This is a genomic window from Pedobacter sp. KACC 23697, from assembly GCF_045348445.1.
Taxonomy (GTDB): Bacteria; Bacteroidota; Bacteroidia; order Sphingobacteriales; family Sphingobacteriaceae; genus Pedobacter.
This window is the reverse complement of sequence record NZ_CP157485.1, coordinates 2122998-2137373: the sequence shown is the minus strand read 5'-3', so window position 1 is coordinate 2137373 and position 14376 is coordinate 2122998. Positions and strand designations below refer to the sequence as shown.

General features: G+C 39.1%; 11 protein-coding genes and 1 tRNA gene. 3 read left to right on the top strand and 9 right to left on the bottom strand.

All coding sequences use genetic code 11. The annotated features are described in order from the left end of the window. Positions 1-40 precede the first annotated feature (40 nt). On the bottom strand, positions 41-2389 hold the full coding sequence (locus tag ABEG20_RS08280; protein ID WP_406826901.1) for an alpha-L-rhamnosidase C-terminal domain-containing protein: 2349 nt from the start codon (positions 2387-2389) through the stop codon (positions 41-43). Positions 2390-2394: 5 nt separating this feature from the next. Next, entirely contained in the window at positions 2395-5892 is a 3498-nt protein-coding gene (locus tag ABEG20_RS08275) for a family 78 glycoside hydrolase catalytic domain (RefSeq protein ID WP_406826900.1), read from the bottom strand. A 529-nt stretch (positions 5893-6421) separates the two neighbouring features. Between ABEG20_RS08275 and ABEG20_RS08270 the strand changes: the two genes are divergently transcribed. Together ABEG20_RS08270 and ABEG20_RS08265 are read left to right on the top strand one after the other, a co-directional pair. Continuing rightward, positions 6422-6988: a Crp/Fnr family transcriptional regulator gene (locus tag ABEG20_RS08270; protein WP_406826899.1), complete on the top strand. Its 567-nt coding sequence runs from the start codon at positions 6422-6424 to the stop codon at positions 6986-6988. Positions 6989-7043: 55 nt separating this feature from the next. Continuing rightward, complete coding sequence (locus ABEG20_RS08265; RefSeq protein WP_406826898.1) at positions 7044-7496, top strand: hypothetical protein; 453 nt, start codon at positions 7044-7046, stop codon at positions 7494-7496. 227 nt (positions 7497-7723) lie between these two features. Here ABEG20_RS08265 and ABEG20_RS08260 read toward each other — a convergent pair. From ABEG20_RS08260 to ABEG20_RS08250, 3 genes are all read right to left on the bottom strand, one after another. After that, positions 7724-7796 (bottom strand) — tRNA-Lys (locus ABEG20_RS08260). Between the two features lie 210 nt (positions 7797-8006). Beyond that, on the bottom strand, positions 8007-8705 hold the full coding sequence (locus tag ABEG20_RS08255; protein WP_265848869.1) for an NrtR DNA-binding winged helix domain-containing protein: 699 nt from the start codon (positions 8703-8705) through the stop codon (positions 8007-8009). A gap of 2 nt (positions 8706-8707) precedes the next feature. Next, positions 8708-9379, bottom strand: coding sequence for an HAD family hydrolase (locus ABEG20_RS08250; RefSeq protein ID WP_406826897.1), 672 nt, complete (start codon positions 9377-9379; stop codon positions 8708-8710). Between the two features lie 198 nt (positions 9380-9577). Between ABEG20_RS08250 and ABEG20_RS08245 the strand changes: the two genes are divergently transcribed. Further along, the gene (locus tag ABEG20_RS08245; protein ID WP_406826896.1) at positions 9578-10729 is read left to right on the top strand and encodes an aldose epimerase family protein; all 1152 of its coding nucleotides are present in this window, start codon (positions 9578-9580) and stop codon (positions 10727-10729) included. A 209-nt stretch (positions 10730-10938) separates the two neighbouring features. Here ABEG20_RS08245 and ABEG20_RS08240 read toward each other — a convergent pair whose 3' ends face one another. The 4 genes from ABEG20_RS08240 to ABEG20_RS08225 all read right to left on the bottom strand — a co-directional run bounded on the left by ABEG20_RS08240 (position 10939) and on the right by ABEG20_RS08225 (position 14361). After that, positions 10939-12102, bottom strand: coding sequence for an alpha-hydroxy-acid oxidizing protein (locus ABEG20_RS08240; protein ID WP_406826895.1), 1164 nt, complete (start codon positions 12100-12102; stop codon positions 10939-10941). Between the two features lie 241 nt (positions 12103-12343). Further along, on the bottom strand, positions 12344-13165 hold the full coding sequence (locus tag ABEG20_RS08235) for an amidohydrolase family protein (RefSeq protein ID WP_406826894.1): 822 nt from the start codon (positions 13163-13165) through the stop codon (positions 12344-12346). A 10-nt stretch (positions 13166-13175) separates the two neighbouring features. Further along, on the bottom strand, positions 13176-13505 hold the full coding sequence (locus ABEG20_RS08230) for an L-rhamnose mutarotase (protein WP_406827388.1): 330 nt from the start codon (positions 13503-13505) through the stop codon (positions 13176-13178). 1 nt (position 13506) lies between these two features. Continuing rightward, positions 13507-14361 carry a fumarylacetoacetate hydrolase family protein gene (locus ABEG20_RS08225; RefSeq protein ID WP_406826893.1) on the bottom strand — a complete coding sequence of 285 codons (855 nt, stop codon included), beginning with the start codon at positions 14359-14361 and terminating at the stop codon, positions 13507-13509. Positions 14362-14376 lie beyond the last annotated feature (15 nt).

Sequence of the window (14376 nt, the reverse complement as noted above, 5' to 3'; positions counted from 1 at the left end):
TTAGTAAACAGATATTAATTTAGCGCAATTTTAATCATCCCTACAAAGGCTGTTGTCTTTTAATTTTATATTTCCCGGGGCTAAGCTTGAAGGTTATTGTATTCGTTTTCTTTGTTAGTCCTGCTACTTCCAATTCTTTTGTTTCGGGCAGGTTTTTATTTACAAAGACCTTTGCGCCTGCAGGCAGGCGTACAATTGCTGTTGTGGCCGGTGGAACAGTAACCTGCAACTTAAACCCATTCATATTATTTTCGAATGAGGTGTTTATCATTCCTTTTACGGTTGGTACGTTAAGGGTTCCTGTGCGAAGATTTGCAGGGTCGGGCTCAATCAGAAAAGTTTTGTATCCAGCTTCCAGCGGTCTGATTCCAAACAGGTATTGTGCGATCACGATTTGGGCACCACCACTCCAGGCATGATTGGTGGTACCGCCTCCAAATCCATTTTCACCGATACCCCAACCTTCGAATAACGTAGTGTAATATGGATTGTTAACCATCTCGGCGAATCGCTGCTTGGTTCTCTCCATGGCATACTTTCCTGCTCCCATCTTAAAAAGGGCTTCCATCACATATTTTTCCATATAAGGGCTTGCATGCATCTGCGTATGCAGTAGCTGAGAAATATCCCTGTATTTTGACGAATCAGCAATTCCGGAAATGACAGCCAGGGCCTGTACCCTGTCATCCGTTTGTTTTGTGTATGAAGGATGACGATATGCATGTCCGTCCCAGCATTTGTTATAACCAATTTTTACATTATTCATCGTTTGGCGGTACATTGCAGCATCTTTAGCATATCCAAGCATATCCGCCATTCTCGAAGCGCCATCTAAAGCAAGATAATGCCAGCCCGCCATGATAAGCTTCACATCAATGTTATCGCCCCAGTCGCCCCAGAGCCAATCGCCTTTCCGCAATAAAGTAAGGCCGTTATTGTCCGTTTTCCATAAAGCCAGGTATCTTTTTATGGCTGGATATACTGCTTCAATCGTTTTACGGTCGCCGGTATTGATATAGTAGTTCCAAAAACCATAATAGCCAATACTTGTCAGCATCTGATCGGGAAGTTCCTGATTAAAGTTGCCGGGAACCGGCGCAAATAATTCTCCTGAGGGGCGTTGCCAGGCTGCGAGTTCACTTATTGCTTTCCGCATTAAAGCATGTGTGGAAATAGAATAGGTGTAAAAACTTTCGCCCATGAGCAGTACCGCATCTCCCCACCATTGTGCCCGTTCCCTGTCAGGGCAATCAAAATAGTTATCACGCATGTTAACATATAAAGTGCGCTGTGCCTTTTTCCAAAATCGGTTATAGAACTCATCACTACTGGTAAAAGCACCACTAGGTTCGGCATTATAACCAGTCTCACGATATTTAATAGCTGTTACTTTAACAGCTTTAGGCACAACAAGTATTATTTTTTCTCCATTTAACCAACCGTAAGATTCATATTCCTGGATACCTTTTTTCGTGATATATTCTGCTCTCAGGTTGTCGGTTCCACCAGATTTACTATGGTCGGTATTGATTTTGATCAGCCGTCCTCCAATATCATCCTTTACTGAAATAATGGGGGTAAGCTGCATATTATACGGCAGCTTTGCGATGATCGTATCTGTAAGATTACCTCTGAGGCGATAAAATTTGGCAGCCCTAATCCCAAAGTCTTTCCATTGGGGGATGGGGCGCTCTACCAGTTTATTCCAGGGGGCGCCACCCGGCTGGCCAATGGGTACCGCATGGCTAAAATCTGCAAGTGCAGTTATTGGCATGGTTTGCCAATTGGTCATATCTTTTCTGGCATCAAAACGGATATTTGATTCTGGCAGCCGGTAGTTCGGAAATGGAGCTTCCGTATCGCCATAAGCCGGATGGATACGGCAAGACCAGTTCATGTCGCTATTGAGCATGGTATTTCCCACATTCATCTTAAAATAAAGACCAGCGAGGCCACTGCCAATGTGCGAAAAGCCATCTTTACCAAAATACCAAAGTAAAATGGCAATCTTATTTTTACCCTTTTTTAAATACGGAGCAAGATTAACCTTATCTGCATAAGTATCCTTTGGGTTAGGTCCGCGTTTTAGCCCTCCTTCAAATATGATTAGTTTACCATTGATCCAAAGCCAATATTTGGTATCTGCGGCTATGGTGGTCAATGCTTGTTCGGGTTTTTCTTTAAGGATTAAGTCCCGCCGAAAAGCTATCCAGCGATTAGCTTTATTTACCTCCTTTAACGCAGGAGAAATCCAATAGCCGACCATTGATTTATCCTGAGCAAAAGAGGATTGAACTTTAATAAAAAATAAGAAACAAATTGAAATATAACAGATACATGGTTTTAGTTTAAAATTAGTCATGCCTAACGTAATCTGATGCTTTTTCATTTTTATTAATGCTTCTTGATTGTAGTAAAACTGTAGTTTCCGGACGGCAATTCAAATTGTAAACAATTGTTGGTCTTTTTAATAAAATATTTCATGATCTCATTTGGCGAATCTTCCGGATCACTAGAAAATTGATCTGCTGTAGTGGCGATGATAAAAACTGATGCTGTAGTGTTAGGTGGTATCTGGATGGAATAGTTGCACCTGTCATTCGCAATTGACCAGCTAACTGCAATTTGTCCATATAAAGATTCGTAGTGTCCTTTCGCAGATTTCATTTTTCCGGAAGGATCTGGTTTTGGGGCGACAATAAAATGTTTAAAGCCGGGATTGTTTTCATCACGTTGTATGCCCAAAACATTTTCGTACATCCACGCACCAACCGCACCAAATGAGTAATGATTGAAGGAGTTCATGTTGTTATTTCCTCCAAATCCCTGATCATGCGTATACGAGTTTAAGCGTTCCCATATCGTGGTTGCTCCCTGGTTAACCGGATAAAGCCAGGATGGGTAAGCTGTTTGTTGCAGCTGCAGATAAGCACTTCCATTGTTTCCACCCTCGGAAAGAGCCTTTAAAATCCAGGCTGTACCAATAAACCCTGTCATCAATGAATATTCAGGATAAATTTTACCATCATCGCCAATATTTTTCCTGGTTACCGTGTTATTCAGGTTTCGCGCCAAAAGTTCTTTTTTGTCCTCATCAATAATTCCTAAGGCTAAAGGAACGGCATAAGAACTTTGGGTATCTATTTTTTTTCCGTTAAACCGGGTAATGCCTGTCCCAACTTCTACATAAGTTTTATTAAAATGGGACTTTCGATCATTATATAGTTGTTGGAGCCTGGCTGCATCATTGTATTTCTGTAGCACGGTAGCCATTCTGGTAAGTTTATCAAGATCATAAATTAGATAGGCTTCCCATAATAAAGTTTTTTCGGTCTGGTCGTACTGTGGACTTAGCCAATCGCCAAGGCTAGACCAATTATTTCTATTCTTCTCCTCTAAAACATTACTTTTAGAATCAATCTGTTGAAGCAGGAAATCAACATAATTTTTCATGGCAGGGTAGTGTTCTTCTATCATGCTTTTATCTGCATATTGCTGATAACTTTCCCATGCAACCGTAATACCTGCGCTGCCCCAAAGTACGTCGCCAAATCCACCACCCAAGGGTGCAACATCAGCAAATCTTCCGTCGGCACGTTGTACATCTCTCATGGCTAGCATATGTTTTCTAAAAAACTGAGGCATATTTGACAAATAAGTTGCCGTACGGCTAAAAACCGAGATGTCTCCGCTCCAACCCAGGCGTTCATTTCGTTGCGGACAATCTGTTGGTATAGACATAAAATTGGCCATCATAGACCATTTTATATTTTGCCACAATCGGTTCACCAGTGGATTGGAAGTTTCAAAGGAGGAATTAATTTGATGTACGGAACTTAATACATCAGCACATACATCTGATAAGGCTAAAGGCTTTTTTATTCCGGTGATTTCGATGTATCTAAATCCGTGATAGGTAAATCTGGGCGCAATTGTTTCCTCACCGCCATGGGTAATGTAGATGTCTTGTGCCATTGCTGCCCTTATGTTTTCCAACATAATCATGCCGGCATGTTTTTCATATTGCTTTGCATCCGGATACTTTACTTCGGCATAACGTAGCTTAATGGTTGTTCCTGATGTAATTCCATGTAATTGTATATGCGGTACACCTGCCAAATTTTGCCCCATATCATAAACAAATACCCCTGGTCTTACTTCTTCCATTGATTTTGCCCTTAGACGATTTACCTTCCGAACTGTTTCCCCCAGCTGGCTTATAATAGAAAGCTCCTGATAATCATCAACATCAGGCATGCCATTCATCCTGTTTTTAGCATCCAGGCTGATTGTGTTTTTGAGTGGTACTTCTTCTACATTATTCCAGGCGGTATCCAGGTAGGAGGAACTACTCCAATTTAGAATCAGTTTTTCTTTTGTTGCATCATATACTTCGCCCTGAAACATACTTCCGTATATCCAAGGTCCTTTGGTAAAGCATTTCCAGGTTTTTGGTTGACTAACTATTATTTTTTCATGGCCATTGGCATAAGTAATCACCAATTTTGACAAAAACGATTGTCGGTCTCCAAAGAAATTCCAGAAATCACCCATATAGGTGCTTCCGCCGCTCCACCATCCTTCGCCAAGAATAACACCTATAGCATTCTTGCCAGAAATCATCAGTTTAGTTACATCAAAGGTTTGATACATCTGACTTTTGGTATATTGTGTTAATCCAGGATTAAAATAATCTTCCCCGATACGTTTTCCATTGATGTATGCATCATAAATACCCCGCGAAGTGATGTATAAACGAGCTTTTGCAATCTTGCCCGATTGAAGCATGAATGTTGACCTAAACATAGGCATTGAGTTTTTAGCGGGATTTATAACATGAAAAGTTGGCTTTCCGCTACTTTTTAGCATAAATGGCTTTTCGTAGCCTTTATAAAGCGTGTTTGAAGGGCTTCTGTAATTACTTATCTGTAAGTTAGAGAACTGAGCCGTTTCGTTTTCACGTACTGCAAATCCAATGTCAGCCACTACGGGATAACTGATAAAGTCGCCACCCTGTCCTAAAGGATTTAATCCAATTTGACCGATGAGGTGCTCTTCCTTTTCGCCATCTAAATAAATTTTTGATGCGCCTAAAACTGAAGAGATGTATAGCCTGTGCGGTTGGTAGGCATTTGTTGAATTGATTAGCGATAATGGTATTTTAAAAGTATGCAAAGGTTGGACAGTTCTTTCTCCCGGTTTGTAGCCTGCCCGGAATACATGAATGACTGCTGAATTTTCCTGTTGAAGTGCCGATATATCAAGTTCCAGCTTTATATATGAACTATCTTTATCTGAGTTCAGATTAAATTGATTTTTGTTTCTGTCCATTAAGCGCTGGTCATTCGCACCAAAAATCAACCCGGCATGCATTGTATTTGATAACTGATCGAGCTGTATGGTACAACTTAACTTAAAAACAGGTAAATATTGCGGATAAAGTACCAGGTCGTCACTACCGCCGCCAATCCATTTGGCATTGTTCCAGGCAGAAATTTTAGGGTTCATTAAACCTGTTTCGAACCAGGATTTTGCTGTGCTGCTAATTTTATTTTGATCCCATACGATTACACGCCAATGGTAACGGGTACGGGATTGCAGTGGAATGCCTTTATAGTCTATATTGATCGAATTGCCGCTTTTGATGATTCCGGATTTCCAAACAGCATTTCCTTTTTCTGAACTGACTTCAATGAGGTAAGCAGACTGTCTGTAGTTTTTTTCTTTAGTTTCCATTCTCCAGCTAAAGCGGGGTTTACTTACATCGATACCTAAAGGATTGGTTGCATATTCTGTTCTTAGGTCAACAACACTAAATTTGGCATCATGGGCATGAAGTAAACTGATGAAAGAATTAAGAAGCAGAATAAAAAGCATTTTTATAGATTTCATTGGCATACATGCAATAATTTAGCGTATATTTTTTCAACTTAAATTAATAATATTCTTCTTTACCAAGAATATATCAAAGAAAGTTGGCTGTAGTATAATCATTCGCGCAAAGTAATAATTTGCTAAATGAATTATATAAAATTTTTTATAGTGAGCCCGTTTAAACTTTTGCCCAAAATCGATCAAATAATTGGGATTGAATTCATCTATTTTATCCCTTTACAGACCATATTTAGCTAGTATTTCATTGGTCAGTAGGTTTCTATATTAGGTTTTCGGTACTTTTGCGATAGGTAATATTGATTAATAATAAAAGTGATATCAAGTCCTTTAGGATGTTTTATTAAAATTTTTGCAAAGGGATTGCAGCTTGATTAATTTCAGGAATAGTAGGGAAGAATTGTTTCACTTAGATACATGATTAATGCTTTCAACTATTTATTATATTGCAATTTTACAAACAAGGATTTCATAAGGTGCCGCATGTCACCAGCTTATTAGGATTATACCAAAAATATTTTTTGTTTGTATGGAACATATTAGAAAACAATTTGAAGAAATCTGTCCATTGACTGATGATGACTGGCAATCCTTTTGTGCCAATCTAACAAGACAGGAATTTTCAAAAGGCAGTTTGATATTGAAGGAAGGGCAAAAAGAAAATTATCTTTCGTTTATTGATCGGGGCATGATTCGTTTTTACGTGCCTGGAATTGATAATGATTTAACCTTTGGTTTCAGTTTTGAAGGGGAATTTACAAGCGGATACGATTCCTTCCTGACCAGAACAGACTCTGACTACTCAATTGAAGCACTTACAGATACGACGTTATGGCGCCTTACCTATGATGATTTGCAGATAATTTACAAGACGACGAGCATGGGCAATGTAATTGGGAGAGTGTTCAGCGAACGTTTATTTTTATTAAAATCTAAACGGGAATTATCATTGCTAAGTGATACTGCTGAACAGCGATATTTAAAATTGTTCGAAGAGCGCCCAAACCTCATCAGATATATACCATTAAAATATATCTGTTCTTACATCGGAATTACTCCACAAGCGTTGAGCAGGATACGAAGGCGTATTTCTTAACCTGGGTTCATTGTTTCGTTTTCGTTCTACATGCATCTTTGTAGAAAAAAAGAAAATGAAACCATTACTTGTTCTTGTTACTGTATTTTTTCTATCAATTATAATTGCCAAAGTTGCATTTGGAAATTATCACTTTGCGTTATCGGGAAGAATTTCCCTATCCGCAATGCTGCTGTTTTCGGCAATTGGTCATTTCGCATTCAATAAAGGGATGTCTTTAATGATACCTGTTTTTATACCTTATAAAGCAGAACTTGTTTATCTGACAGGGGTTTTAGAGATGCTGTTTGCTGTCGCGCTTTTCTTTCCCGACTACCGGATATCGGTTGGTTGGTTGATTATTGGTTTTTTATTGTTGGTGCTCCCTTTCAATATCTATGCTTCTTTAAAGCACATCGATTATCAGAAAGCGACATTTGATGGCAATGGGGTAGGATATCTTTGGTTTAGGATACCATTACAGATTCTATTTATTTTATGGACTTATTTTTCTGCTATAAAATATTAAACCGCGCGTCAAGAATACCTGGTCTTTATGTATGTTCCGACATTAAATCAAATTCATATCTTCAATTTTCAGAAATGAAGATGATAAATAAGTGGATATCCAGTTTGAACAAAATTTATACTGTTTCGGGGGCAGATTAAACTATTTTTGATTTTCCGGTAAAACAAAAAAAAGCTTGCAATCATATGATTTGCAAGCTTTTACGTAGTATTTGATACTATCCTCTGTGATCCCGCTGGGATTCGAACCCAGGACCACTACATTAAAAGTGTAATGCTCTACCAGCTGAGCTACGGAATCATTTTTCCTTTTGATTAAGGAGGTGCAAATATAGAGATTAATCCTTGCTTTGCAAATGTTTTTATAAAATGTTTTTGCCCTTTATCGTTAAAATTAAGTTGTCTGTTGATAATCCCTTGATTTTAAAATCGCTAAGCCTGAAAATATTTTTTATTTTTTTTAAATAAACTTAAAAGACAGGCAAACGAAAACTAATAAAACACAAATTTCTTATTTAGCTCCTTTGGGTATAAAGTTCAAAAATGACTGAAACTGCGCTTTATGTTTATTTTTATCGAGCTTAAAGTAAAAAGCACCGCGTCTGGAGCTCGATTTATCTTTCTCGTTTTGTTTGATGAGCAAACCACTGGCCGTAATTTTACGGATAAAGTTTCGGTTATCAATTGGTGCATCGTACACCTGTTCGTATAAAGCCTGCAATTGCGGTATGGTAAAACGTTTTGGCAATAACTCAAACAAAACAGGGTGGAGGGCGGCCTGGTAGCGGATTTTGTCCATCGCAGCTTTAACCATCACGTTATGGTCGAAAATCAGTTCTGGTACTTCTTTAACCTTAAACCATTCTGCATGGTATTGATCGTTAATCTGTTTACTGTATTTATTAATATCGATCAGGGCAAAATATACTACCGATACCGTACGTTCAATCGGATCGCGGTCAGGACTACCGTAAGCGTGCAACTGTTCTAAATATACATCATGCAGGCCGGTAAGCTCCAGGAGGATCCTCTTGGCTGCACCGTCCAGATTTTCGTTTTCGCCGATAAAGCCACCCATCAAACTCCATTGATCTTTTATAGGTTCAATAGCCCTTTTAATGACCAAAAGTTTCAGTTGTTCGCCATCATAACCAAAAATAATACAGTCAACAGCAACCAATACAGGTTTTTGATTTAAATATTTTCCCATGTTTAAAAAAGCAGATTTAATTTAGTATCGTTGTAATCGTTAATATAGCCCAAAATATTTGGATAACCGTCAAATTCTTCGGCGGTGTGTGTGGTGGTTAATACAAGGCATTGCATACCTGCATTCAAGGCAGATTCTACGCCTTTAGGCGCATCTTCAAAAACCAGGCAACCAGCGGGTGAAACATTCAATGCCGCTGCAGCTTTTAGAAAGGTTTCAGGATCGGGTTTGCTTGTTTGCACATCGTCTGCACTAACAATCGCATCCAGGTAATGGCGGATATTTAAGCCATCTACTACAAAATCAATATTGAAAGGAATTGCAGCCGAGCCAATGGCCATCGGGATATGTGCAGCCTTCGCACGTTCCAAAAAGTTGTCTAAACCAGCAATTAAAGCCAAATGCGGTAAATAAAGTGCCTGGTATCGCTTTTCTTTATCTACTGAAAGGCGTTCTATTTCTTCAGGACTAAATTTATGCTTACCGAAAATGCGTTCCAGCACTTCGTGGTTTTTACCGTACATTTCTTTTTTTACACTTGCGTAATTCAGGTCTGCACCTAAATCTTCGGTCATGATACTGTACCAGGCAAGGGTATGATGCTCCATATCGTTGATCATGGTTCCGTTTAAATCGAAGAGGAAAGCCTTAGGTCTGAAATTTAAATCGCGCATATTCCTGCTAAATTATGTGATTTTTTCTGATGTACGGAATGATGATCAATATTAACAGAAATAATATGATAATCGTTAACCTGACGTTAATTATTTTTTACTACTTTAGCTGTAACCAAAAATAAATCTATATGCAAGCATCAGGAGTTTTGCTAGGTAAAAACCACGATCGCTTCATCAACTTAAAAATAATAACTGATGAAAAAACCATTTCTTAAGGCATTACCATTGGCTACCTTATGCTTAGCCCTTGCTTTTAGTGCATGTAACCCTAAAACTGATAAAGGTGCAACAAGCAGCACGCAGCAAGATTCGTTAAAATACAGTGCCACCATTGACGGTAAAGCGGTTAAACTTTATACGTTAAAAAATAAACAAGGTGCTTCGGTATCGATTACCAATTACGGTGGAAGGGTAGTTTCATTGCTGGTACCTGATAAAAACAACAAACTTACCGATGTTGTGCTGGGCTATGATAGCCTAGGCGCTTACCGTAAAAAAGGGGAGCCATTTTTTGGTGCCCTGATTGGCCGCTACGGAAACCGCATTGGCAAAGGTAAATTTACTTTAGACGGAAAAGAATACCAGTTACAGCTTAATGATGGGGTTAACACCTTACATGGCGGTACTGATGGCTTCTTTGGCAAAGTGTGGGATGCCAAACAACTGGATAGTACAAAACTTGAGTTGAGTTATGTTTCTAATGATGGTGAAGCTGGTTATCCTGGCAAACTGGATGTAAAGGTAACTTATACTTTAACTGACGACAATGCGCTGCAAATTGATTATGGGGCCACTACAGATAAAACAACCATTGTAAATTTAACCAACCACGCTTATTTTAACTTAAACGGCGAAGGCGACAGTACCATTTTAGATCACGAACTGATGATCGATGCCGGTACTTATACACCGGTTGATTCGACTTTGATTCCAACCGGAAAATTACAAGCTGTTGCAGGTACTGCTTTCGATTTTAACAAAGCAAAATTGATTGGCAAACAGATTGGTGATAACGACGAGCAGTTAAAATTTGGTAAAGGTTACGACCATAACTTTGCCTTAACCCACCATGATGGCAAAACACCGGTTGCTGTAGTTAAAAGTAGCAAAACAGGGATTATTTTATCGGTTATTACTACCGAGCCTGGCTTACAGTTTTACAGCGGTAATTTCTTAACGGGTGCTGATAAAGATGGTAAAGGTGGTAAATCGTACCCGCATCGTTCGGCTTTTTGTTTGGAAACACAACATTTCCCTGATGCACCGAACCATCCTAATTTTGCTTCAACCGTGCTTAAACCGGGTGAAACCTATAAAACGAGTACAACCTATAGGTTCTCGAAATAAGGTTAATCGGTTAACTGTTTAAATTGGTTAACTGTAAGTTTTACTCAAACCCCGCAGGTTTCGAAACCTGCGGGGTCTTTTTTTTACTCTCTTCTATCGGTTGGTGTCTCAACGACCGAAGCAATGGTCCTATTATCACTGACCGAACGACTGAGCGCCAACAAATACGATTTAAGCTGGTTGGTGAGACACCAACCATTAGATAACTATTACAACAACCTTTCAGGAAATTGCGAAATTTTCTCGATCGTAAGCTGTTGCATAATCTGGTACAAATGGGTTTTAAACATATTGATGGTATGATCTCCACCTTCATTTCCAAGTGCGCCAACACCATACATAAACGGACGGCCCATAAAATTAAATTCAGAGCCTACAGCATGTGCCCTGGCCAGATCAACACCCGAACGGATTCCTCCATCCAGCATGATCTTCAGTTTTGATTTATACAGGTCATTTCCAGCGAGTTTAATTAAAGAATTGATTGATGATTCACCCGCATCTAGCTGTCGTCCACCATGATTAGAAACAATAACCCCATCAACACCGATCTGAATAGCGGCCTGCATATCTTCATCGGTGGCTATACCTTTTAATACCAATGGTCCTTTCCAGATTTCACGAATGGCCATAACCTTTTCGATATCAACTTTTCCTGTGAAGGTTCTGTTCATGAATTGTCCCAGCTGCGACATATCCATGCCTTTTTCCATATATGGTTTTAAGGTAGCAAACGAGGGAATGCCATGTTGTAGTGTTTTAATGCCCCATAAAGGTCTTGCAAATGCCTGTAAGATATTGCTAACAGACATTTTAGGTGGTATAGAAAGACCGCTTTTAATTTCCTTGTACCTAAGCCCAAAGGCAGGAACATCTACGAGTACAACTAAAACCGGGCATTCAACTGCTTTTAAACGTGATAAAATATCATCCCTAAGTTTGTTTTCAGTAGGGTGATAGAGCTGAAACCAGGATTTTCCTTCTGAAACTTCGGCAATGCGTTCGATACTGCTGGTAGATACTGTACTTAGTGTATAGGGGATATCATGTTTGGCTGCCGCTTTGGCCAGAATTTCTGGTGCATTGGGCCACATTAAACCTTGTAAACCGATGGGAGAGATGCCGAAAGGTGCACTGTATTTACGGCCAAAAAGCTCGACTGACATATCGATATCTCCACCAACACGTAAATAATTTGGTTTTAGGTATATATTATCGAAATCTGTTTCATTACGAATCAGATTTAGCCCTTCGTTACAACCACCTTCTAAATAATCAAATGCAAATTTTGGTATTCTCCTTTTTGCTTTACGTCTTAGATCGGCTACCGAAGGATATTGAGAGTGATAGGGAAAGGTAATTTTTTTGCTCATTATTTAATTTATTGTCTTGGGCGTAGGCGTTAAAAAATCTAAAACTAACACAATGCATTATAATCTCCATCCTGCACTATCCGCTATTTTAATTTTAGTAAGGAGCATGTAGAAAAATATGGTTTGTGTAGGGGGGCTGATCTGTCATTTTGAACGAAGTGAATAATCTTTTGCAAATAAAAGCAACATCAAAAAGATCTTTCAGTTCATGCAGGATAACAGATGAGGCGAATATGTTTTGTTAAACTCTGTAAAAAGCCTTCGCATTATCAGTGAAAATTAATTTCCTTTCAGCACTGGTAAATCTCTCTGTGTATTTATTGACCAGATTAAACCAATCCTGATAAGGCCTGCTGATCAGCATTACCGGCCAATCACTACCATACATTACCCGTTCAGTGCCAAATGCTTCAAATATTACATCAAAACAGTTAAACAATTCAGTTTCTGTCCAGTTTTGCCAATCGGCTTCAGCTAAAAGGCCTGATACTTTACATTGTACTTTAGGATTTGCAGCTAAAGTTTTAATGTTTTCTGTCCACTCCTTCAAATCCTGATTTTTTACATCTGGTTTGCCACAATGGTCTAATACAAATGGCTGATCAGGAATCTGATCAACCAGCTGTATAATGGCTTCCAATTGATTGTAGTAGCACAATAAATCGTAAGTATAATTGTATTTTTTTAACTGTTTAATACCGGTAATAAAAGCAGGATTCAGGATAAAATCACGGTTCTCGGCCTGCAGTACATGTCGCCAGCCTTTAATGGTTTTATGGTTTTGCCAGTAGCTTAAACGCTCATCGAGATGGGGGTTAAGCAAATCAACCCATCCCACAATACCTGTTATAATTTCGTGCTCGGCTGCCAATTTCAGAAGAAAATGGTTTTCTTCTTCGGACTGGCTCGCCTGTACAGCTATACATCCGCTAATATTTAATTCGCTATAAATATCCAAAAGATTTTCAGGAGCAAAATCTTTGCGGATAATTTGCATATCGCCATTAATCCAGTTATCTCTAACCGGATCGAAATTCCAAAAATGTACGTGGGTATCAATCATTTTAAAAGTATTAAAGTTTAAATATCCGGTCCGTCATTATCCATTTTTCACCAGGTTTGGCTCCTGGTAAAGCCTGCTGGAATTTCCACATTAGGCTTTCCCATTCCTGTACCTTCGGATTAACCATATCGGCTGCACCTTTGGCTTCAAAAGAAAAGCTTTCATTTACCTCCATGATCATAAATAGCCGGTTACAAGTAAGGTATATTTCCATATCTTCGATACCAGACAAACGGATACTTTCCTTAATTTCGGGCCAAACCGACTGATGATATAGCTTATATTCTTCAATAAGCTTTGCATCCTCGACCAGATCAAGCGCCAGGCAATATCTTCTCATATCAATTTTCGCCATAAGCTTTAACCATTTGTTTGCTGGTACCTAAACCGTCAATGCCTAATTCTACCACATCGCCAGGTTTTAAATACCATGGTTCTGGTTTTTGGCCTAAGCCTACACCAGCGGGCGTACCAGTGGTAATCACGTCGCCCGGCAAAAGGGTCATAAACTGGCTGATGTACGAAACCATAAAGGATACATTAAAAATCAGGTTTGACGTATTTCCATCCTGTAAAGTTTTGCCATTAACAGTTAACCAAAGGCGCAGATTGTGCACATCGGCAATTTCATCCTGTGTGGCTATAAATGGCCCTATTGGCGCAAAAGTATCGGCACTTTTTCCCTTAACCCACTGTCCGTTACGTTCTAACTGAAATTCGCGCTCGCTGTAATCGTTATGCAATACATAACCTGCAATGTGATCTAAAGCGTTTTCTTCAGTCACATAACTGGCTTTTTTACCAATAACAATAGCTAATTCTACTTCCCAATCGGTTTTTTTACTGTTTTTAGGGATAATTAAATCATCATTCGGGCCTGCAATAGCTGATGTAGCTTTGAAGAATAAAATCGGCTCGGATGGAATGGGGGCATTGGTTTCGGCAGCGTGATCTTTGTAGTTTAAGCCTACACAGATAATTTTTGACGGGCGTGCCAAAGCAGGGCCTAGGCGCACACCCTTATCAACCTGTGGTAAATCAGCAGATGCAATAGCTGATTTTAGCTTTTCTAAGCCAACTCCACCGAAAAAAGCTTCGTTATAATCGCTAACCAATGCAGATACATCATAGTAATGATCACCGATAATTACACCCGGTTTTTCCGCTCCTGCCTCACCAAATCGTATTAATTTCATATTAACAGTTTATAT